Genomic DNA, 20516 nt, shown 5'->3' with positions numbered 1-20516 from the left:
CATCGGGGGAGCGCGTCATGCGTAGGGCCGATCGGCCTCGTCTCGCCGTCCGGGCGGCAGAGGCCCGCAAAGGTGACGCGGAGGCTTCGGTCCGGTTGGGGCGTGGACTGGGGGCGCACCCGGGGCACGCCGTTGAAGCACGGCGCGGACCTGGTCGTCGACGACCTTGCGGAACTACTCGCACAGGAGGACTGACAATGCGCGACTGGACCTGGGACTACGAGGGCTGCGACCCGGCACGGGGACGGCTGCGCGAATCGCTGTGCACGCTCGGCAACGGCTACTTCGCCACCCGCGGCGCAGCCCCCGAGTGCGTGGCGGACGCCGTCCACTACCTGGGCACGACGTCGACCACTACCTGCGCCGCACGAGCCACGGTTCGACACTGAGCAGTCTGGTGCACGGGTGGGTGCTGGCCCGGGCCCGGCGCGCCGAGGCGTGGACGTACGTGCACGAGGCCCTGGACGGTGACATCGCCGATCTCCAGGGCGGCACCATTGGCGAGGGCATCCACCTCGGCGCCATGGCCGGCACCCTCGACCTCGTACAGCGCGGCCTGACCGGCCTCGAGACCCGCGCAGGCGCGCTGCGGCTCGACCCGGTGCCGCTCCCGGAGCTTTCCGAGTACGGCTTCACGATTCGGTATCGGGGCCACTGGGGCGTACAACTACGGCTGAGTGCGGACCAGTTGCGGGTCACTGTGCCCACGTCCGACGGAGATCCGATCGGCATCACCCTCGTCGGTCGCACCGTCTCCGTGGCTCCCGGAGAATCCTGCGCCCTCATCCTGCCGGACCGGTGACCAGGCGGCTCCCACCGGAGTGCCGGCCGCATCAATACGGAACCACGGCCACCGGGCACGTGGTGTGCTCCAGCAAGGAGTGGAGGGTGGGGCCGAGCCTCGTGCCGCAGCGGCCCGCCACCAGGAGTTCCGAGGAGGTCGATGCCCGAACCAAGGCTGCCGACGGGCTCTGCAGGCGGACGTCCTCGTAGATGCTTACCTGCGGATACTTCTCCCGCCACGGCCGCAGCGCGTCCGACAGCAACTGGACCTCCCGGTCCTCCCACGCGCCGCGGTCCTCCTCGGGCAACGCGAACGGCATCCACTGCTCGGCGTGGGAGGGAAGCCGCCACGCGTGGACGGCGTGCAACCGGGCGCCGCGTCGCTGCGCGGCGTCGAAGGCGAACTCCAGGACGGCGTCCGCAGGATCGCGGGCATCGATGCCCAGCGTCACTTGGTCCGCCCGCCGCTCGCCGCTCATACGGCTGGGGCCGCTCGGCACCAGCACCACTGGCCGGCCCGATCGTTCCGCGACTTCGTGGGCCACGGAACCGACGGCCACTCCGGCGAAGCCACCCGCGCCGCGCAAACCGAGGACCAGACAGTCGGCCTGAGCGCCGAATGAGACCAGTGCCGGAACGACCGCTCCGGTGACACCGACCCCCTCGATCCGCAACCCGGGGTGGTCTTCCCGGAGCAACTCCACCAGCGCGTCGGGAGCGGGCTCGCGGCAGTAGGGCCACGTCGTCAACAACTGCTCCTCGGCGAGCGCCGATACATGTACGACCCGCAGCGGCAATCCGTGCAACTCCGCGTGATCCGCCGCCCAGTCGGCCGCGGTCCGGCTGTGTGTGGATGCGTCGAACCCGACAACGATCGGCTGAGCCATGTCAGTTCACCCCTCAGTGCCCAGAAGAGTTCATGTCTTCACCGTCCGTCGAACCCCCGCGCGCCGCACATGGGCCGTACGGCTTCAAAGGGAACCCCGATGGCCTTCGCCGGACGCTCAGCCCGAATCCGTGGCACCGGGCCACCGCAGCGAGCAGCCGTACTTGGGGCCGACCGGCCCACACACCACACCCGACCAGCCTCTGGGGAGGGCATCCGGACCGTTGGATGCTCGAAGGGTCGAGAGGTTTCGAGGAGGCCCGAGATGACGGACGACAACCGCGACCGCCTCACCGCGCACGCCCTGCTCGTGGACGGCACCACTGTGTGCATACGTCCTGTGACGTCGGGCGATCACGAACAGCTTCAGGGCTTGTACGAGGAGATGTCCCCGGAGAACCTCCGGCTGCGGTTCTTCGCCGCGAGCCGCCGCTCCGGCGAGATGGCCGCCGACCGTGCCAGCGAACCGTCGCGCCCCGGATACCGGGCCCTTCTCGCCGAGATCCAGGGCCGGGTGATTGGCCTGGCCGAGTACGAGACCGGCGACGACGGGGACACGGCCGAGATGTCGATCGCCGTGGCCGACGGGCTGCACCACCGAGGCGTCGGCACCCTCCTCGTCGAACACCTCGTCTCCGCCGCCCGCGCGGACGGCATCACCACGTTCACCGCCGACGCGCTCTCCGAGAACCACGAGGTGCTCCGGCTCTTCACCGACCTGGGCCTGCGTACGGCCCGCCACTTCGAGGGCCCGGAAGTGCGCTGCACAGTCCGGCTCGAAGAGGATGAGACGTATCTGTCGGCGGTTGAGGCGCGTGGCCGGGCCGCCGACGTGGCGAGTCTGGTCCCGCTGCTGCGACCGAATGCGATCGCGGTGGTCGGTGCCGGGCGCAGGCCGGGGTCGGTGGGCCGGGCTCTACTGCACCATCTGCACGCGGGCGGCTTCAGCGGGCGCCTGTTCGCCGTGAACCCGAAGGTCACGTCGCTGTTCGGCGTGCCCTCCTATCCGTCGGTCAGTGCGCTGCCCAAGGTGCCCGATCTCGCGGTCCTCGCGATACCGGCCGACGCCCTGACCGCCACGGCCGAGGAGTGCGGCAAGGCCGGCGTACGAGCCCTGCTCGTGGTGTCCGCCGGGCTCGACAGTGATCAGGCGGATGGGCTCATGGCGGCGTGCCGCACCTACGGTATGCGGCTGGTGGGACCCAACTGCCTGGGCATCTCCAACACGGACCCCAGGCTCCAGCTCGACGCCACCTTCGCCGCCGACCACCCGCGCCCCGGCACGGCGGGCGTCGCCGTGCAGTCCGGCGGCGTCGGCATCGCCCTGCTCGACGGGCTGTCCCGGCTCGGCATTGGCGTCTCGTCCTTCGCGTCCCTCGGAGACAAGTACGACGTCAGCGGCAACGACATGCTCCAGTGGTGGGAGAGCGACGGCCGCACCGACCTGGCCCTGTTGCACCTGGAGTCCTTCGGCAACCCGCGGGCGTTCTCGCGCACCGCCCGGCGCGTAACTCGCCGTATGCCCGTCCTGACCGTCGACGCGGGCCGCACCGAGGCCGGTCGCCGGGCCGCCGCCTCGCACACCGCGGCCGCCGCGACCCGGACCATGACCCGGCAGGCGCTGTTCACGCAGGCGGGCATCACCGCCACCCGCTCGGTGGGCGAACTCCTCGAATCCGCTGCTCTGTTGCACTCCCAGCCGCTTCCGGCCGGGACCCGGGTGGTGATCGTCACCAACGCGGGCGGTGCGGGCGTCCTCGCGGCGGACGCGTGCGCCGAGGCCGGACTGTCCCTGCCGGCCCCCAGCCCCGAACTGATCGACGACCTGCTCGACGTGCTGCCCCAGGGCGCTGCCGTGGGCAACCCCGTCGATGCCACGGCGGCCGTTTCGGAAGAGCAGCTCAGGGACGGTGCGGACCGGCTCCTGCGGTACCCCGGCGTCGACGCCGTACTGCTGGCCCTCGTCCCCACCGCGGTCGCGGCAGCGACCGGCGACGACCTCGTCCGGGCCCTCACCGACGGGCCCGGCCGTCGGGAACGGCCGGTGGCCGTTGTCCGGCTCGAGCAAGACCTGCCGGTCAAGCTGCTGCCCGCGCGGGAAGGCGGCACCGTCCCGTCGTACGCCGAACCCGGCGCGGCGGCACGGGCGTTGGCGCACGCCGCCCGTCGTGCCGCCTGGCTGAACCGGCCGGCCGGCACGGTCCCGGAGCTCGCGGAGGTCGACTCTGCCCGGGCGCACACGGTCGCCGAGACCTACCTCTGCGACCACCCGGACGGCGGCTGGCTCGACCCGCGCACCTGCGCCGAAATCCTCGCCTGCTACGGCATTCCACAACTGCCCTGGGCCTGGGCCGAGACCGAGGACGACGCCGTCATCGCCGCCGAACGGCTGCGCGGCCCCGACGGCCGCGTGGCCATGAAGGCTCACTGGCCCGGCCTGCTCCACAAGAGCGAACAGCGCGCCGTGCACCTCGATCTCCAGGGAGACGCCCAGGTGCGCGCCGCCTTCCGGGACCTCGAGACCCGATTCGCCGGACTCATGACCGCAGTGGTGGTCCAGCCGCTGGCCGCGCGCGGCACCGAACTGTTCGCGGGCGTCGTCCAGGACGAAGTCTTCGGCCCGCTCGTGCTGTTCGGGCTCGGAGGCACCGCGACCGAGGTGCTGGCCGATCACGCCGCGCGCCTCGCCCCGCTGACCGACCACGACGTCCACGACCTGATCACCGCCCCGCGCTGCGCACCGCTGCTGTTCGGCGCACATGGAAGCAGGCCGACCGATCTCGAAGGCCTCGAACAGCTCCTGTTGCGCCTGTCCCGCATGGCGTGCGATCTGTCGCAGGTCGCCGAAATCGACTTCAACCCCGTCCTCGCGACACCGGCCGCAGTCACCGTGCTCGACGCACGTGTCCGCCTGCTGCCGCGCCGTGCCCAGGACCCCTATCTGCGCCGACTGCGCTGAGGAGGAACAGACATGAGGCAGAACAAGGTCGGATCCGTGATGGCGACGGAGGTCGTCACGGCCGTATACGGCACCCCGTTCAAGGAAGTGGTACGGCTGCTCGCCGAGCACCGCATCAGCGGGCTGCCGGTGATCGAGGAGGACGACAAGGTCCTCGGCGTGATCTCCGAGACCGACCTGATCGTCCGGCAGGCGGAGACACCGGACCCGTACGGGTCGAAGCGCCGCTTCCGGCTTGCCGAACTGACACACCACGCCCGCCGACGGGCCGCGAAGGCGCACGCCCGGACCGCTGGACAGCTGATGTCCGTGCCACCGGTCACCGTGCACGCCGACAACACCATCGCCGAGGCCGCCCGGACCATGGCGGAGCACCGCGTGGAGCGTCTGCCCGTGGTGGACGAGGAGGACCGCCTCGTCGGCATCGTCACCCGCCGCGACCTGATCCAGGTCTTCCTGCAGCCGGACGACGTGATCCGCCGTGCGGTCATCGAAGAGGTGCTGGTCCGCTCGCTGTGGCTGATGCCCCGGACCGTTGAGGTCTCCGTGGTCGAGGGTGTGGTCACACTCGACGGCCACGTGGAGCGCAAGAGCGAGGCGGAGATCGCCGTCTCCATGACCAACCGCATCGACGGCGTGGTCGCTGTGGTCGACAAGCTCTCCTACCGGCAGGACGACTCGCACCTGCGGCCGGACGAGCCCGCCATGCACGGGGTCACTGAGGAATGGCTGCGCAAGCTGTGAGGGGAGGCGCACCGTCATGCCGAGCAACGTGCTGGTCACCTACGGAACGACCAACGGATCGACCGCGCGCATCGCCGAGACCATCGCCGAAGTCCTGCGCAAGCAGGGGGTCTCGGCCGAGGCGATGCCCGCTCCGTCCGTGACGAACATCGAGTCGTACGACGCCGTGGTGGTCGGCGGCGGTCTGTACGCGGGGCGCTGGCACAAGGACGCCCGCCGCTTCGTCCGCCGGCACCGCCGCGCGCTGGCCGGGCGGCCCCTGTGGTTCTTCAGCAGCGGTCCGCTCGACGCCACGGCCTCGGAGCGGGACATCCCGCCCGTGCCCGGCGTCCGCCGCGCCATGAACCGGCTCGACGTCGAGGAGTACGCCACGTTCGGGGGCTGCCTCGAAGCAGGGGCCAAAGGATTCGTCGCCAGAAAGATCCTCTCCTCGGGCAAGGGCGGAGACTTCCGTGACTTCGGGCAGATCGAGGCATGGGCCGTCCGCATCGGCGCCGAACTCGTGAACGAGTCGCAGACGAGCTGAACCGTGCAGGCCGCCTCCCGCCCGCCACCTCCATGCCCTCGCTCGCGGACGAGGGCGTGGAGGTGGCGGAAGGACCAACTGAGGCGCCGCGGCGACATCGTCGAGGCCCGGGCGGATGTGTTGTTCGCCGTCGTCCCGTTGGTCGGCACACCCTTGGTGGTCTGCTTGTACTGCGTACAGGATTCCTGTCTTCGGCGCTTTGAATGGTGATGACCAGGACTCAGGGACAGTACGGCGAAGGCACGGGCAACTCGTCCGAGCTGCTTTGTCTGTCGTGCCGGTCGGAGGAAGCGACGAGCGGGGATGGGCGCGGTGGTTCCGAGCAGCATCCGACCAAGCTGCGACTCGATGGGCTGCTGGGGGAACTACGGGTGAGCATCTATGCGGTGTGCGGTACCCGGGATCGCTTGCACGGCCTGCTGGAGGCGGTGCCGTCGGTGGGGCCGGGGCTGGATCTGCCGCAGATCGGCGATGGGTGGAGAGGGCAGATCGGGGCGCTGCCCAGCGGGCATGGGCTGCTCGGCGAGCTCATCCGGCAGTCGGAGCCACTGCGGTTGCCTGAGCTCCTGGAGCGGCCGGCGTCCTATGGCTTTCCGGCCAATCACCCGCAGATGCACTTCTTTCTCGGCGTGCTGATCCGGGTGCGCAACGATCCCCGCATGGGCGAGGGTGAATTCCAGTGGTCCGGGCTCGGGCCCATGGTGGCGGTGCCCTCCTGGGCCGCGGGCACCGGCCTTCGCCCTCCAGGACCGGAAGAGCGCTGATCTGCCACTGCTCCATCAGTTGCACGATCTCCTTGAAGTTGGCTCCACGGCCGATAGCGGCGACGGTGTGGGTCACCACATCGCTCACGATGTGCGGACTGCCGTGCACCGTGGCTCCTTCGTCGATTCCTACTGTTCCGTGGGTGCGCCGACGCGGCAATTGTGGTCAACGGGGGCTGCCACTGCCGTAGGGGGCGTACAGGTCCAGCAGCCGGGTCCGGGTCGACCGCAGCCGGTGGGCGACGATGCCGCCCACCCACTCGGCCACCCTCAGGCCCAGCGCGGGATCGTCGTGGCACATCGCCCGCACCGCTACGGCGTCGAACTCATACGCGCGCACCGGGCTCGTCGCCTCGGCCCCCAGATGCCAGGTGTGCGGCCCGAACAGCCAGGACCAACCGATGAGTTCGTTGTGCCCGAGGGTCTCGATGACGGCCGCGCGGCGGCCCGGCACACGTATGTCGAGGGCCACGGTGCCGGTCCGGATGATCCAGAACCGGTCCGCGCGCATGCCCTCCTCGAAGAGGCGTGCCCCCTGTGGGAACGACACCTCCCGGGCGATGTGCATCAGCTGCTCCCGGTGTTCGGCAGGCAGCACCCGCAGCATGCTGGATGTGGGGGTAGCGTTCATGGTCCTGCCTCTTCCTGGAGCGCGGCTCCGCCAACTCCAACCTCGTCTTGAGCACCGGCTTTCGCTATGGGCCACCCGGCCCCGAGGCGGGGCCGCATGGCATTGGCCACCATCCGGCATGGCTCGTTCTCGGGTGGGTGGGGTGAGGAACGCCGCGGGCTCGCCCACGTGGGACTCCACCGAGGCTGAAGTTCCCTCGCAAAGGCCTGCCCGGCCCCAGCGCATGCGCCCGCCCCGGCACCAGGCTCGATGGGCGAAGAACAATCCACTGGCAAGCATTCAGGAGCTGCGGATCACGGTTCGACGCCGGTCGGCTCGGCTCGGTACGACGAGTTCGCCGGACCACCGTCCGAGACGGTGGCCGCGAGAAAGAAGCCGATGACGACGTACTGCGGGATGGCCAGGATCCACCACTTCACGAGCACGACGCCGCGGGAGAGTCGCTGTGGGTAGGGGCGATGTCGGGTCGCGCGGGGTAGTCCGGGTCCTCGCCGAGGCTGAACGTCACGCTTGCCACGGTGAAGCCGATCCAGAGGACGGACAGCACCACGTAGTGGGAGATGGCCAGGATCCGCTTCAGCAGCCGCAACCACCAGGACGACGGCGCGTCAAGACGTGCCATCACCCGGACCGGGCGGTCCGGGAGCCCCAGGGTCGTCCAGCACCTTCACCCCGGCCATGAGCCGCCGGTTTGGGCCCATGGCCCGTCCTGGCCGCCTTCCGCGCGACGCCGCGAGGGCCGTGTGGGGCCTCGATTGGGAGGCCTGCCGGACTCCCCTGGCCCAACCGGCCCCGGATCAGGTGGTCCGGTGCCCCCACTGCGGTCCGAACTGGTCCCACTCCCGGTCCCACTGCTCGTAGCGCCGCTGGTCGAGCCGCCAGTGTGCGACGCGCCCCGCGGCGTAGGTGAGGCAGCCGAAGGCGAGCGCGGCCCCGGCGCCGAACAGGGGCGCCTCGGTGGCCGCCGCCGAGGCCGTCGAAGGCTCCGTGGTGAGCTGCCCCTTGGCGTCCAGCCAGATCACGACCTTCGATCCGGCCTTCTGCCCGGAGTCCATCAGCGCCCGGCCGGTGCGGAGGGAACCGTCCGACGATGTCCAGCGGACCTTCGCCCGGACCCGGTCGTAGGTCGTGCCTTCCCCGGTCGTCATCGCCCCGGCCGTGCTTTCGACGAGGACGGCTCCGACCGAGTGCCGCTCATGGCGCAGCTGCGCGATGGATTCATCCGGCTGGGGGACCACCGGCTCCCTGCCGAGCCGATCTCAGGCGGCTTCAGTGCCTTTCCCTCAGCCGAATGTCACATGCGCTGCAGCCCGCGCCCCGCCCGCTGCGCAGCACTCGTGGTTCAGCGATCTGTTGGTCCTGACGGCCGCACTCGGTCCGGCAAAGGGGAGCGGCCGGCCCATGCGGACGCCATCTGTCGGCGTCCTCATCCGGCTTGCCGACGTCCTGGGGACCGGCGTGGCAGCTCTGCGTGGCGGCGACGCTGCCCGGTGCCGGCCAGGCTGCCCGCCATGCCGAATTGATCGAACCGAGCACCGAGGAGTGCCGGGTACGGTTCTTGGGGCACGGCATCGGAAGGCTCGCGATAGACACCCCGGAGGGGCCGTTCGTCGCAGCTACACCTTCGTCGACGGTTCGGTCACCTTTAGGACGGCACCCGATTCGCACCACGGCCGTCGGAGCCGATGTCGCCTACGAGGTCGATCACATCGACGAGGCACTCAGCCAGCGCTGGAGCGTGCTGATACGCGGCCGTGCCTGGGCCGTGACGGACCCGGACATCGTGCACAGGCTGCAGGCGCTCGCGTACAGCGGTCCCCGGGCTGGCGGCGAGCGTGGCATGTGGGTGAGCCTCGATCCTCGCAGCATCACCGGGCGCCGGATCGCCGTGCGCTGAGGGTCCGGTGCCGAACGTCGAGGTCGCTGTGGGCCACTCTCCGGACGTGTTGGACCGATGGGCCCTCGCCCTTGATCCTTTCCGGCCCGCAGGATGAACGCCTACGGCTGTACTGCGTGAAAGTTGAACCCGGCTATGTACCCCAACGACGGCTTCCGTGAACTCGACCGGAGTGAGTGCCTGGGCCTGCTGGCCACGGTTCCCGTCGGCCGCATCGTGCACACGCGTCATGCTCTGCCTGCGGTCCTACCGGTCAATTTCTGCCTGGACGCTGATTTCGCCGTACTGCTGCGTACTTCGGAGGACTCGGAACTGGCCTGTGCGATCGATGGTGCGGTGGTCGCCTTCGAAGCGGACGAAGTCGACGCCGCAGCGCACTCCGGCTGGAGTGTCGTGGTCACCGGCCGCGCCACGGTGGTGACCGACCCCGACGAGCACCGTCGGTTGTCGCGGACCGGTCCGCTGTCGTGGGTGGCCTCACCCAAGGAGGCCTTCATACGCATCGAGTCCGAACTGGTCACCGGCCGTGAGCTCGTCGGTGGGCGCACGGTCTACGGGGTGGATCTCCAGTCCTGAGAATGGGATGGACCTCCAGTCCCGAGAGTCGTCGGCCCGGCGCCGCGAGCTGCGGGAACCGTCCAGGGGCCGCGTGTCGTCTTTGACCGCGCGGAGAGCTCTGCAATCGGAGGGCTGAGTGTCGGCTGCACGCCGGGCAGAGGCCGTGCTCATAGCCACCCTGGAGGACCGACTATTGGCATCGTCGTCGCTTTTGGCGGCGACGCCCTGCTGCACCGGGACGAACGCCCCGACGCGGAGACCCAGCGGCCCCACATCGACCGAGCCGTCACCGCACTCGCGGCTCTCGCCCATGACAACGACTGTCGTCGTGACCCACGGCAATGGGCCCGGGTTCTCGGCGCGCAGCCCCAGGGCGTGATCGGCTTCGACCGGCCGGCCAAATTCATCGGTCAGGCGTACCCCCGTGACCCGGCCCAGTCGCTCGCCGTTCGCGACCCAGCCACGCCAACTACACCAGTACGAGGGCGACGCGGACTTCCTGGCCGGCCCGACCGAGCGCACCCGGGCCGTGCAGGAGATGACCGGTGAGCTGTTCCCGGAGGAGCGGCGCAGGGCCGGTGCCGCATCGTGACGAGAAGTACAGCGCTCGGCTCGTGCAGATCGTGTTCCGCGACAGTGCCCGGCTCCAGGTAGAGGCCGCCGAGCACGCGAATGAGCTGGGCGGTCCAAGCAGCGGCCCGCGCAGCGGCTGTACGACGACGGAGACGTCGACCGCACCCTGAACTCCTCCACACCGGACCGACCGGCACAGGGCCGCCATGGCCCGCGGAACCTGGCTCACGCCGCACCACGCCGGACAATTCCTCGGGTAGGCATGGGCCCGTCTCATCCTGGAGAGGGGGCAGACCCCGGACGTAGGCGTATCCGAGTGGGGATGGGAGCCCCGGTGGTACAGGGGCCCCTCCAGACCTGAGGTCGAGCCCCTCGGCTCATGTGCCCTGTCCTGCATCGGAGTTGGCTGAGAGTGAAGGAAACGACGCCGATGCGAAGGGAGTTGAGAACAGTGGGTACAAGTCTCACACCGCAGTTCTGGGAGATGTTCGCCGTACTGCTGGTTGCGGCCGTGGGTGTGACGTTCGTTGCCATGGTGGCGCTCGACGCGCTCGCCGTCCGGCTGCTGCGGCGTCGCGTACACAGGTCGCCGACGGCGGCGTCGCCCCGGCCGGTGACGGTGGACCACCGTATGCCTGTCGGCCACTGAGGTCTGGCACAGAGACCGAAGCTGGGAAGGTGGCGCGCCTTGAGCACTGGCCGAACGGCGGTGCCGCCGTCGGACGCCCGGTACTGCCGTTCGCTGGCGGGTCCCAGGAGGCCGACGGCTACCGGGCGACGCTCGCGGACAGCCAGGCCACGTCGAGTCGGCGGCTGCTGGTCGCCGCCGAGCGGGCCGGTCGGCGCAGGACGGCCATGCACGGCTCCTGGACCTCACCGCTGAGCTGCGGGCCGCCAGGACCGGATACGCGAGGAGGGGCACGGGGGTGATGCGGATTCGCTCCGGCACCGGCGTGACGCGAGTGACCCGCCTGGTGCGGGCAATGTACGCGGTGTTGGCCCGGTCAGCTCGGCTGCGGAGGATTACGGGCGTGATCGACGGCGTACCGGTGTGCCGGTAGGGCCCGAGGCGCTCCATCTCGAACTCGCCGTCGGGCCGGGGGACTTCGGCTCACAGATGCACGGTCGGCCATCCGCAACACCGTGCAGCGACGGTTCGGGCTGACGCGTCCTAACGGCCTCGCCGACCGACAGCAAGGCGTACACGGGCACTTGGTGCATGTCGGTCATGGCGAGTCGTCCCTCCGGACCTCGGGTGCTGCGACCCGCTGAGGTGGCCGGGCCTGAGCAAAAGCGGGCACGCGGGCGAGCCGGACGTCCTCAACTCCCGCTCGTCCGGTCCGGCAAGGGCTCTCCGAGTTCGGTTTCGATTGCGTCGGCCATCGCGCGCAGTACATCGAGGGTCCGCTCGGCCTCGGTCTCGTCGACCTCGGCGATGGCGAAGCCGACATGGACGATGACGTACGTTCCGACGTTCGCCTGTGGCGCGTAGGCGAGACACACTTCGCGTCGTACGCCGCCGAAATCGACCGTGCCCATCCGCACACCCGCGCTGTCGCGAACGTCGAGAATCCGGCCGGGGATACCCAAGCACATGGCGCTCATCCTTCCGTGGCTTGGTTCGCGAGGAGGGCGGATGCCACGGCCGCCTGCCCGTAGCTGATGCCCCCGTCATTGACCGGGACCGCGTTGCCGGTCAGGACCCGCAGACCCTGGGCGCGCAGCAGGCGGCTCACGTCGGTCAGCAGCCGTCTGTTCTGGAAACAGCCGCCACCCAGGCATACGGTGTGCGGGGCCCCGGCGGCGACGGCACGCTCGACGAGCGCGGCGGTGACCTCGGCGACGGTGGTATGGAACGCGGCGGCGAGGTGGGGCACTTCGGCCTGGTTGGCGAGTCCTTCGAGCAGGGCGGTGAGTGTGGGGGAGGGGTCGTACACCCACAGGCCGTCCGCCCGCGTCAGGCGCCAGGGGAGCGCGTCCGTGCGGAGGTTGCCCGCGGCGCTCTCCAGGGCGACAGCGGCCTGCCCTTCGTATGAAACCGCGTTTCCGAGGCCGAGCAGACTCGCCGCGGCGTCGAACAGCCGTCCCGCGCTGGAGGCCCGCGGGCAGTTGACCCCGCGCTCCACCATGGCATGGACCGAGTCCACCTCCCGCACGTCAAGTCGGCGCGTGAACGGCTGCGAGAGCCATGGTGCGGGCCGGGGTACGCCCAACGGCTCCGCTCCGTAGAGATAGCCAAGTGCCATCCGGGCGGGGTTGCGGATCGCGGCCTCCCCGCCGGGCAGCGGCGCGCGGCCGAAGCGCCCCACGCGGCGATAGTCGGTCAGGTCGGCGACCAGAATCTCGCCGCCCCAGAGGGTGCCGTCGTCACCGAGGCCGAGGCCGTCGTAGGCGACGCCGAGGAAGGGCCGCTTCAGGCCGTGCTCGGCCGCGACCGCCGCGACGTGTGCGTGGTGGTGCTGCACGGGGATCCGGTGCTCGGTGGGCTGGGCGTATGCCCATTGTGTGGACGCATACCCAGGATGCAGATCGTGGGCGACCGCGCGCGGGGCGACGCCGGTGAGACGGGTGAGATCCCTGTACGAGGTCTGGAAGGCGTCGTATGTGGCCGCGTCCGCCAAGTCTCCCGTGTGTGGACCGAGATGGGCCCGGCCGCGCTCGGCCAGCGTGAACGTGTGCTTGAGCTGGGCCCCGGTTCCCACCAGGGGGAGGGCGGCGGGGACCGGGAGCGGAAGGGGCGCGGGGGCGTACCCTCGCGCCCGCCGGAGCGTGAGCACGCTGCGGCGGACTGTCTGGACGACGGAGTCGTCATAGCGGGCGCGGATCGGCCGGTCGTGGGTCAGAAAGCCGTCCGCGACCGCTTCGAGCGTCCGGCATGCCTCGGCGTCGTCCGTGGCGATGGGCTCGTCCGTGAGGTTGCCGCTGGTCACGATCAGCGGTCGATCCAGCTCGCGCAGGAGGAGATGATGAAGCCCTGTGGTGGGGAGGAAGAGGCCGATTCGGTGGGTGCCGGGGTGAACCTCGGGAGCGATGAGCGTGCCGGTGCCGCCGACCCGCTCATCCGGACGGGCCGGAGAGTGCCCCTGGGGACGTCGTGGCAGCCGTGCGGAGAGCAGCACCACGGGCCCTTGCGGCGAAGCGAGTACGTCGTGCTCCGTGCGGCTGAGGTACGCCAGGCGTCGTGCGGCTGCGAGGTCGGACACCATGACCGCGAACGGCTTCGCGGGCCTCCGCTTGCGCCGCCGCAACTCGGCCACCGCCACCGGATGGGTGGCATCGCACACCAGCTGATAGCCGCCGATTCCTTTCACCGCGACGATGCCGCCGCTCGCGACCGTCTTCACCGCAGCCCGCAGAGCCTCGTCCTCCCTCAAGCCGCCCCAAGCGAGACGAGGTCCGCACACGGGACACGCGACAGGCTCGGCGTGGAAGCGCCGGCCGGCCGGGTCTTCATACTCTGCGGCGCAGGCGGGGCACAACGGAAAGCGTCGCATGGTGGTGCTCTCGCGGTCGTACGGCAGGTCGTCGATCACGGTGGCCCGTGGGCCGCAGTCGGCGCAGTTGATGAACGGATAGCGGTAGCGGCGGTCCCCGGTGTCGAACAGCTCCCGCAGGCAGGCTTCGCAGGTAGCCGCGTCCGGCGGTATCTCGCGCGGCAGGACGGCTGCGTCCGTGTGGCTGGCCCGCACGGCGAACCCACCGAGAGTGCGTGTCATATCGCTGGGCACATCCGTCACCCGCACGTGCCGGACGGCAGCCAGAGGTGGTGCCTGCTTGCGGATCCTCGCGACCAGGTCGCGCAGGACGGCAGGGCGGCCGGAGGCGGTCAGCTCCACGTGGCCGTCGACGTTGCGCACCCATCCGTCGAGGCCGAGCGCGGTGGCTGTCCGGTGCACGTGCGGCCGGAAGCCGACTCCCTGGACCCGGCCGAAGACTTCGATGTGCTGTGTAATCCGTTCGCTCATGGTGCGTCCTCGCGGGGACCGCGCGCGGTGTCACTGCGGTGCCGCGCGATGTCCCCCTCCACGCTGAGGGCCAGGGCGTCCACCTGAGCCGCGACCGGATCGGAGAGACCTGCGCCGAGACTCCTGTCGGCGCCCTCGACGGCGTACACCACGAGATGGCCCGGCAGCCGGTCGAGGACGCGGGAGAGCTCGATGGCCTCGCCGAGGCCCAGGCCGTGCGAGCTCGTCGCCCCCGCCTGCCTCCACTGCGCTCCGCCGAGGGACAGTCGGTGGATGCGACCGGGGCGCGGAGGCTCGGCGTGTGCGGCATCGACAACCACGGCGAGCTCGGCGTTCTCCCACAGGCCGAGCAGGCGGCCCGGGTCGCCGTCGCAGGTCTCCAGGACGATTCCGGGCGGCAGCGGGCGGCTGATCGCACGCTCGGCGAGCCGTGTGATCACCGCCCACCCCACCCCGTCGTCGTGGCGGAAGTCGTTGCCGACACCGATCACGACGATTCGGGCCGCGACAGCCATCCGTCCGCTCTCTTCGCACCCTTGGGGCATGTGGTCATACTCGGCCTCTCCGATAGGGGACAGCACGGGCCGAACGTCCCCGGCAAAGGCCGAACCGCCCCTACATCTCCCCGGGCGACGGTGTGACGGTGACGGTGAACCCCTCGGCTGCGCGATCTCCGCAGCCGGACGAAAGGCGGTGGGGAGGATGGAACTGCCCCTGGTCGTGGGTGTCGACGGATCGGATTCAAGCCTTCTTGCGATCGACTGGGCGGTGGACGAAGCGGCCCGGCTCGGCCTGCCGCTGCGGCTCGTGTACGCCTCCCTGTGGGAGCGCTACGAAAGCGCCGCGCTACCGGGCAGTCTGGAACGCCCCTCCGAGCGGGTGGTGGCGGAGAACATCGTCGGATCCGCGGCGGAGCGCGCCCGACGGCGCAATCCAGGTCTGAAGGTCTCGACGGAGCTGGTGCCCGAGGAGCCGGTGGACGCCCTGCTGCGCGAAGGCCGCAACGCGACGGCCGTGGTGACGGGATCACGCGGCCGCGGTCAGCTGAAGGGCCTTCTGCTCGGCTCGGTCGGCCTGGCGGTGGCGGCTCGCGCCCACTGCCCCGTGATCGTGGTCCGCGGCGACAAGGCCGGACTGGAGGACGCGCACGAGCGGATTCTGCTCGGCGCGGGGGACTCTGCCACCGGTGCTGAGGCGGTGCGGTTCGCCTTCCGCGAAGCCGAGGCACGTAAGTGCGTTCTGGATGTCGTACGTGCCTGGCGCTGCCCCGCGTACGAGACCACCGACCATCCCCGGCTTGCCGACGAACCGGAGCGTTACCACGAGGAGCGGGCATCGGCCCTGCTCGACGCCGTGCTCCACGACGCGGTGGCGGACCACCCTGGTGTCCGGGTCCGCCGGACGACGGTCGAAGGGCCGGCCCGCAAGGTGCTCCTGCACCGCTCTTCCGCCGCGGACCTTCTGATCATCGGGGCCCAGCGCAGGCACGGCCACTTCGGCCTCCAGCTCGGACGGGTGGGCCACACCCTGCTGCATCACGCGGACTGCCCGGTGGCGATCGTGCCGCAGCCTGCGTGACAGTGTCCCGGGCCCAGTCCCTGGGCCCGACCGTCGGTCAGGAATTTACGGCTCACAAGCGTACGAGTTCGAGAGCCCGGACCTGGGGTGTGTCGCTTCGGCGAACTCGGCGGCTGCGTCCGCTGCTTCATGGGCGTCGATGTCGAGCGTGACTCTGTCCGGCTGATGAGGCGTGCATGTGCGGGCGACGGTGCGCGGCAGCGATATCACAGGGCAGTAGGAGGACCCGGCGGCGGCCGGGTCCGTCGCCCTGGTAGCCGGCGAAGCCCCCCTCCTCGCGCAGTGCCGCCGCGGCCGCTCCGACGAGCCGCCCCCGCCGGTCAACGCCGGTTGCCGGACGGTGAGTTGAGCCTGAATGGGTTCCATCATGGCCTCTGGGGGACGGCCGCTTCTCAGGCGCATCCAGTCCGTTCGGCGGCGAGACATGGACCATCCGTAGCCGCAGCCCGCGCGGCAGGCCTCGTGCGCTGCCCGGTCGGCTGAGCAAAGATCGCTCGATTCCTGCAACGACCGCTCCCTCCATGACAGTTCACCTCCCGGGCGGAGGGCACGGCCTTCTGGCATTGACATCGGTCTTCAGTGCCCGCGTGTGCGCAGGGGCCGGATGGCCTGGGCGAGGGCCTCGCGGCCACTCCCAACGGGACTGAGGCGGCGAGACGCTGGCAGGGCACGAAGGAGCTGGATCCAACAGAGGAGGTGTGCGACATGCTTGTGCCCGTCGTCGCTGGAATCGACGGTTCCGCCGAGAGTCTGGCCGCTGCCGAGTGGGCCGCCCGCGAAGCCGTGCGCCGCGAGTGTCCGCTGCGTCTGGTGCACGCCTGGAACTGGAGCCCACGCTCGGCGGACGGAGCAACCGACAACGCTGCTCAGCGGCATCTGGCGCGGCGTGTCCTGCACCAGGCGGAGGGCCGCGTCCAGGGCGCGCATCCCGGCGTGCGCCTCTACGAGGAGCAGGTCGAGGGTCCTGCGACCGCGGCTTTGCTGAACGCCGCCGAACAGGCCGAACTGCTGGTGCTCGGTTCGCGGGGACTGACCGGTCTCAGCGGGTTCCTGGTGGGCTCGGTAGCCCTGGGCGTGGTGGCGAAGGCCACCCGTCCCGTAGTCCTCGTGCGAGCCGGCGAGGACCAGGAGGACGAGCATCTCCCGGCGGATGACGGGAGCACGTCCATGCGGACCGGCTATCGGGACGTCGTCCTGGGCATCGACCTGGGCGATCCGTGCGACGAGGTGATCGAGTTCGCCTTCGAGGCGGCGAGGTTGCGCCATGCTCGTCTCCGGGTGATCCATGCCTGGCAGCCGTCTTCTCCCGTCAGCCTCGGACCTGGGGACATCGGTCTGGTGCGCCCTCCGCAACGCGAGGGGGAATGGGAGGGGTTCCTCAAGGCCGTGCTGCAGATCTGGCGGGACAAGCATCCCGAGGTTGACGTCGTGGAGTCCGTGTCGGAGGGCAAGGCCTCGACCGCAGTGATCCGCGCCGCCTCCGGAGCGAGCCTGCTCGTCGTCGGCCGCCGTACCACCGAGCGGCCGGTGGGACGACGCATCGGTCCCGTCGCGCACGCCGCAATCCATCACGTCAGCTGCCCTGTGGCCGTTGTCCCGCACGACTGAGATACGGGATGGGCGATGAGCGCACGCACGGACATCACTCGTGCGGGGGCCGGGTGGCCTGACGCACGGCGGCTGTTCAGTGCCCCGGACCGCCCGTGCCTGCGGCCGTCGCGGTCGACGCGGCGGCCGAGCACCGGGTACGAGCGGCACGAACCATGTGTCAACCGACCCTGGACGGGGGCTCGGTGGCCCCTCCACGCGGTCCTTTGGCTGCGAGACGCTGCTGGTAGAGGGAGGTGAGGACGATGCTCAAACCGATCGTGGTGGGTTTGGACGGCTCGCCTGAGAGTGTCGCCGCCGCGAGCTGGGCGGCCCGGGAGGCGGTGCGCCGCGGGCTGCCGCTGCGGCTCGTGCATGCCTGGGAGGGGCTGCCGAGTGACGACGAACCCGTCACCCTGCCCGAACTGCAGGTGCCCCAGTACTGGGCGCGCAGGATTCTGCGCAGCACGCTGGACCGGGTCACCGAGACCTGTCCGCAGTTGTATGTCAGCGCCGAACAGATCAACAAGCCCCCGATCGCCGCTCTGTTGGCCGAGGCGGAGAAGGCGGAGCTCCTGGTTCTCGGCAACCAGGGGCTCGGGGGACTCAGCGGATTCTTCGCAGGCTCCGTGGCATTGGCTTCGGTGGCGCAGGTGCGGCAGCCGGTCGTGTTGGTGCGCGCGGGCTGGAGCGCGGCGGACGATCACATGCCGGACAGTGACGGCCGCCCCTCTGTACGGACGCCGTGCCGCGAAGTGATGCTGGCCGTTGACCCGAAGAACGACTGCGGCGCGGTTCTCGACTTCGCTTTCGAAGCAGCCAAGCATCGCGGCGCGTCCCTGTCGGTCATCCACGCCTGGCAACTACTGCTGCACAGCCCGGGCGGCACGGACCAGGAAAGCGACGCGTCCGCCCAACGGGATGCGGAGAGCGCCCTCGCCCAGGTGATCGCACCCTGGAGGGAGAAGTATCCGACCGTGGAGGTCCGGGCGCAGGCGCACCATGGCCGTCCGGCGCCTGCGCTGACGCGAGCCGCACAAGAAGCAGGCCTGCTGATCGTCGGCCGCAAAGTCCGCCGCCAGGCGGTGGGGAGCCACACGGGACGTGTTGCCCACCTGGCGATCCACCACGTGACCTGCCCGGTCGCTGTCGTCGCGCACGACTGAGCCACGATACGCCAGGCACCTGAGCACAGCCCGTTGGCGTTCGGAGCGGGGCCGGCGGTGGCCACCTTGGCCGTAAGGAGACACGTCGATCTCGCGCGTTCCACGATGCCCGCCTGATCGAGGTGTCTGCACGGCAGCCACCGTTTACCCGCGGGGTCCGCGCGGACGAAATCGACAAAGAGCAACGGCGTGCGCACGGAGTCCACGGCGGGAGGGCAGACAAATATCCCGCTCGCCCGGGGACACCCCCACCGGGCATGGCCGGCGTCTGTCCGACCTTGCCAAGGCCGGGGCAGCGACTGCGGAGGAGTTCATGAACACCCCCGCTGTCACGGTGCACCCTGGCGCCACCTTGGCCCAGGCGGCCAGGATCACGGCCATCAGGCGCGTCAAGCGGCTTCCTGTGGTCGACGACGAGGGCATGCTGCAGGGCATTGTCCGCCGTGCCGATCTGCTGAAGGTCTTCCTGCGGCCGGACGAGGAGATCGAGGAGGAGGTCAGCCGGACGGTGGTGTCCCCCTCTTCCCGGCCTTGAGCCACGGCATCCACGTGAGCGTGCACGAGGAAGTCGTCACCCTCCGCGGAACGGTTCGCGACACCTCGCTCGCCACGCGCCTGGTTCGCGCCGTGGAGGGTGTCGTGGACGTCGAGTCTCAACTCTCGGACGAGTCCGCCCCGGCCGGACCGGAGAGCGCGGAGTCACCTTTCGCGAGTCCGTGAAGCCGTCGAGCGGGTTCGCTCCTCGGCCGTCGCGGAATCTCGCGGTGGAATGCCCACGGGGAAAAGACGGCAGACCCGTTGCCCATCACTGATCTGGCGGGCTGATGCGGCGCCCCGTGAGGCGTGTGGGCCGGATCGACACCCACATCTCGCGTTCGCCTCCAGCCCATGGCTTGCTGTGGACGCGGTCGGCCAGCCGTCGCGCCGCGTCGGGCTCCGTAACAACACGCGCGGGGCCGACCACGAGCACGCTCCAGCCCTGGCTCATAGCCTCGTCCACATGGTCGACTTCGAAGGCGACCTCCGTTCCCACGGCCGCAGCCGGGGCCGAATCCGGCGCGGTCCGGAAGACGATCGAGTCGTCGACGACCGTGTAATTGACCGGAATGACCGCCGGGCCGTCAGGGGTCGACACCGCGACGCGCCCCAGGCCATGTGTGGAAAGCCGGGCTCGGCATTCCTCCGGGCTGAGGTCCCGCAGTTGAGGATCGAGGAGTGCCTGGCCCTGGCCGGGCGGTAGATCGATTCCGCCCCCGCGCAGGGCGGCGACGGAGGTGCCCAGTGCGGCGGCAAGTCTGATGACACTTGCCAGGCTCGGTTCGGCCGGCCGCTCTTCGAGGTATGCCAGGTACTGCGGTGCCATTCTGGCGCGGCGGGCTGTCTCTGCCCGGGTGAGCCCCTGCCGCCGACGTTCGGCGGCCACACGTCGGCCGAAGTCACTGGGGCTGGACGCCCCTTCGGGCGGGGTCGAGACGGACACGGCACCCACCTGCTGACGTGCCTCACTCGTGCTCGGCCCAAGGTGGGCAGGGTTCCCTCCTGATCCGTGCTCGAGGTGATGGATGTGCGCGTCCGGCCCGGGGAACACGAGCGTCACCTCGTCCGTATCCGACCAGTGCACGTCGTAGGGAGGGGTTCCGTCCTCGTGGTGGAGTCCGACAATCTCGCCGTCGCGCCTGGCGCCGCCGGTGGCCGGGCTTTCGACAACGAGTTGATCGCCGAGGTGAGCTCGCATGATCGCCGCCCTTTCCTCAGAATGGTGCTGTACCCAACGTGCCACGCGCGGCGTGCCGCCGCACGGCCCGGGCAGCCCCAGCCGGGGGGCCGAACGGACCCGTCTCCGGCCGACCGGCCTCCAACTGGTGCCGATGCCTGCGGGCGTCTGGTTTCTGAGACGGT

General features: G+C 70.4%; 21 protein-coding genes and 4 pseudogenes. 15 read left to right on the top strand and 10 right to left on the bottom strand.

Annotated features, from left to right (window positions below; genetic code table 11):
• Positions 1–197: 197 nt before the first annotated feature.
• A complete protein-coding gene (locus tag IEY95_RS00730) occupies positions 198–389 on the top strand; it encodes a hypothetical protein (RefSeq protein WP_189183833.1) in 192 nt (63 codons plus the stop codon).
• Positions 347–802: pseudogene (locus IEY95_RS00725) on the top strand (glycosyl hydrolase family 65 domain-containing protein); the annotation flags it as partial. The gene IEY95_RS00730 and the pseudogene IEY95_RS00725, both read left to right, overlap by 43 nt.
• Positions 803–833: 31 nt before the next feature.
• Here IEY95_RS00725 and IEY95_RS00720 read toward each other — a convergent pair.
• Positions 834–1670 carry a universal stress protein gene (locus tag IEY95_RS00720; RefSeq protein ID WP_189183832.1) on the bottom strand — a complete coding sequence of 279 codons (837 nt, stop codon included), beginning with the start codon at positions 1668–1670 and terminating at the stop codon, positions 834–836.
• A gap of 264 nt (positions 1671–1934) precedes the next feature.
• Here IEY95_RS00720 and IEY95_RS00715 point away from each other — a divergent pair, with 264 nt between their 5' ends.
• The 4 genes and pseudogenes from IEY95_RS00715 to IEY95_RS00700 form a co-directional block, all read left to right on the top strand.
• Positions 1935–4628 carry a bifunctional acetate--CoA ligase family protein/GNAT family N-acetyltransferase gene (locus tag IEY95_RS00715; protein ID WP_189183831.1) on the top strand — a complete coding sequence of 898 codons (2694 nt, stop codon included), beginning with the start codon at positions 1935–1937 and terminating at the stop codon, positions 4626–4628.
• A gap of 12 nt (positions 4629–4640) precedes the next feature.
• Positions 4641–5372: a CBS domain-containing protein gene (locus tag IEY95_RS00710; RefSeq protein ID WP_189183830.1), complete on the top strand. Its 732-nt coding sequence runs from the start codon at positions 4641–4643 to the stop codon at positions 5370–5372.
• 16 nt (positions 5373–5388) lie between these two features.
• A complete protein-coding gene (locus tag IEY95_RS00705; RefSeq protein WP_189183829.1) occupies positions 5389–5898 on the top strand; it encodes a flavodoxin domain-containing protein in 510 nt (169 codons plus the stop codon).
• Positions 5899–6167: 269 nt separating this feature from the next.
• Positions 6168–6551 (top strand): annotated as a pseudogene (locus IEY95_RS00700) (histidine kinase); the annotation flags it as partial.
• Positions 6552–6627: 76 nt separating this feature from the next.
• Here the strand turns inward: IEY95_RS00700 and IEY95_RS51005 are convergent.
• The 5 genes and pseudogenes from IEY95_RS51005 to IEY95_RS00685 all read right to left on the bottom strand — a co-directional run.
• Positions 6628–6771 (bottom strand): annotated as a pseudogene (locus IEY95_RS51005) (CBS domain-containing protein); the annotation flags it as partial.
• A 57-nt stretch (positions 6772–6828) separates the two neighbouring features.
• Positions 6829–7293, bottom strand: coding sequence for a cyclic nucleotide-binding domain-containing protein (locus IEY95_RS00695; protein ID WP_189183827.1), 465 nt, complete (start codon positions 7291–7293; stop codon positions 6829–6831).
• Between the two features lie 293 nt (positions 7294–7586).
• Entirely contained in the window at positions 7587–7712 is a 126-nt protein-coding gene (locus IEY95_RS50075; protein ID WP_268240399.1) for a hypothetical protein, read from the bottom strand.
• Complete coding sequence (locus tag IEY95_RS00690) at positions 7709–7915, bottom strand: hypothetical protein (RefSeq protein ID WP_189183826.1); 207 nt, start codon at positions 7913–7915, stop codon at positions 7709–7711. The genes IEY95_RS50075 and IEY95_RS00690 overlap by 4 nt, the downstream gene beginning before the upstream one ends.
• Positions 7916–8090: 175 nt before the next feature.
• A complete protein-coding gene (locus IEY95_RS00685) occupies positions 8091–8531 on the bottom strand; it encodes an Rv1733c family protein (RefSeq protein WP_189183825.1) in 441 nt (146 codons plus the stop codon).
• Between the two features lie 233 nt (positions 8532–8764).
• Here IEY95_RS00685 and IEY95_RS00680 point away from each other — a divergent pair, with 233 nt between their 5' ends.
• From IEY95_RS00680 to IEY95_RS00660, 5 genes are all read left to right on the top strand, one after another.
• A complete protein-coding gene (locus tag IEY95_RS00680) occupies positions 8765–9190 on the top strand; it encodes a pyridoxamine 5'-phosphate oxidase family protein (protein ID WP_229702493.1) in 426 nt (141 codons plus the stop codon).
• Between the two features lie 135 nt (positions 9191–9325).
• Positions 9326–9766, top strand: coding sequence for a pyridoxamine 5'-phosphate oxidase family protein (locus IEY95_RS00675; protein WP_189183824.1), 441 nt, complete (start codon positions 9326–9328; stop codon positions 9764–9766).
• A 406-nt stretch (positions 9767–10172) separates the two neighbouring features.
• Positions 10173–10340 carry a hypothetical protein gene (locus IEY95_RS00670; RefSeq protein WP_189183823.1) on the top strand — a complete coding sequence of 56 codons (168 nt, stop codon included), beginning with the start codon at positions 10173–10175 and terminating at the stop codon, positions 10338–10340.
• Positions 10327–10491 (top strand): hypothetical protein, encoded by a 165-nt coding sequence (locus IEY95_RS00665; RefSeq protein ID WP_189183822.1) that lies wholly within the window; start codon positions 10327–10329, stop codon positions 10489–10491. The genes IEY95_RS00670 and IEY95_RS00665 overlap by 14 nt, the downstream gene beginning before the upstream one ends.
• A gap of 281 nt (positions 10492–10772) precedes the next feature.
• Positions 10773–10970, top strand: a complete 198-nt coding sequence (locus IEY95_RS00660; protein ID WP_189183821.1) for a hypothetical protein — start codon at positions 10773–10775, stop codon at positions 10968–10970.
• Between the two features lie 671 nt (positions 10971–11641).
• On the opposite strand, the gene IEY95_RS00655 is transcribed toward IEY95_RS00660, so the two are convergent.
• From IEY95_RS00655 to IEY95_RS00645, 3 genes are read right to left on the bottom strand one after another with little or no spacing between them, the layout of a single operon-like run.
• Positions 11642–11917, bottom strand: coding sequence for a HypC/HybG/HupF family hydrogenase formation chaperone (locus tag IEY95_RS00655; protein ID WP_189183820.1), 276 nt, complete (start codon positions 11915–11917; stop codon positions 11642–11644).
• 5 nt (positions 11918–11922) lie between these two features.
• On the bottom strand, positions 11923–14286 hold the full coding sequence (gene hypF / locus IEY95_RS00650) for a carbamoyltransferase HypF (protein WP_189183819.1): 2364 nt from the start codon (positions 14284–14286) through the stop codon (positions 11923–11925).
• The gene (locus IEY95_RS00645; protein WP_189183818.1) at positions 14283–14801 is read right to left on the bottom strand and encodes a hydrogenase maturation protease; all 519 of its coding nucleotides are present in this window, start codon (positions 14799–14801) and stop codon (positions 14283–14285) included. Before IEY95_RS00645 ends, hypF begins: the two co-directional genes overlap by 4 nt.
• A 187-nt stretch (positions 14802–14988) precedes the next feature.
• On the opposite strand from IEY95_RS00645, the gene IEY95_RS00640 reads away from it, so the two are divergent.
• The 4 genes and pseudogenes from IEY95_RS00640 to IEY95_RS00625 form a co-directional block, all read left to right on the top strand.
• Complete coding sequence (locus IEY95_RS00640; protein ID WP_189183817.1) at positions 14989–15864, top strand: universal stress protein; 876 nt, start codon at positions 14989–14991, stop codon at positions 15862–15864.
• Between the two features lie 705 nt (positions 15865–16569).
• Positions 16570–17472, top strand: a complete 903-nt coding sequence (locus IEY95_RS00635) for a universal stress protein (RefSeq protein WP_189183816.1) — start codon at positions 16570–16572, stop codon at positions 17470–17472.
• 245 nt (positions 17473–17717) lie between these two features.
• Entirely contained in the window at positions 17718–18617 is a 900-nt protein-coding gene (locus IEY95_RS00630; protein WP_189183815.1) for a universal stress protein, read from the top strand.
• 262 nt (positions 18618–18879) lie between these two features.
• Positions 18880–19337, top strand: a pseudogene (locus IEY95_RS00625) (CBS domain-containing protein); the annotation flags it as partial.
• An 85-nt stretch (positions 19338–19422) separates the two neighbouring features.
• Here the strand turns inward: IEY95_RS00625 and IEY95_RS00620 are convergent.
• Positions 19423–20352: a pyridoxamine 5'-phosphate oxidase family protein gene (locus tag IEY95_RS00620; protein ID WP_189183814.1), complete on the bottom strand. Its 930-nt coding sequence runs from the start codon at positions 20350–20352 to the stop codon at positions 19423–19425.
• Positions 20353–20516: the final 164 nt, after the last annotated feature.

This window comes from Streptomyces albiflavescens, from assembly GCF_014645835.1.
GTDB lineage: Bacteria > Actinomycetota > Actinomycetes > Streptomycetales > Streptomycetaceae > Streptomyces > Streptomyces albiflavescens.
The sequence above is the reverse complement of the archived record's forward strand: the minus strand, read 5'-3'. Positions and strand labels throughout refer to the sequence as shown.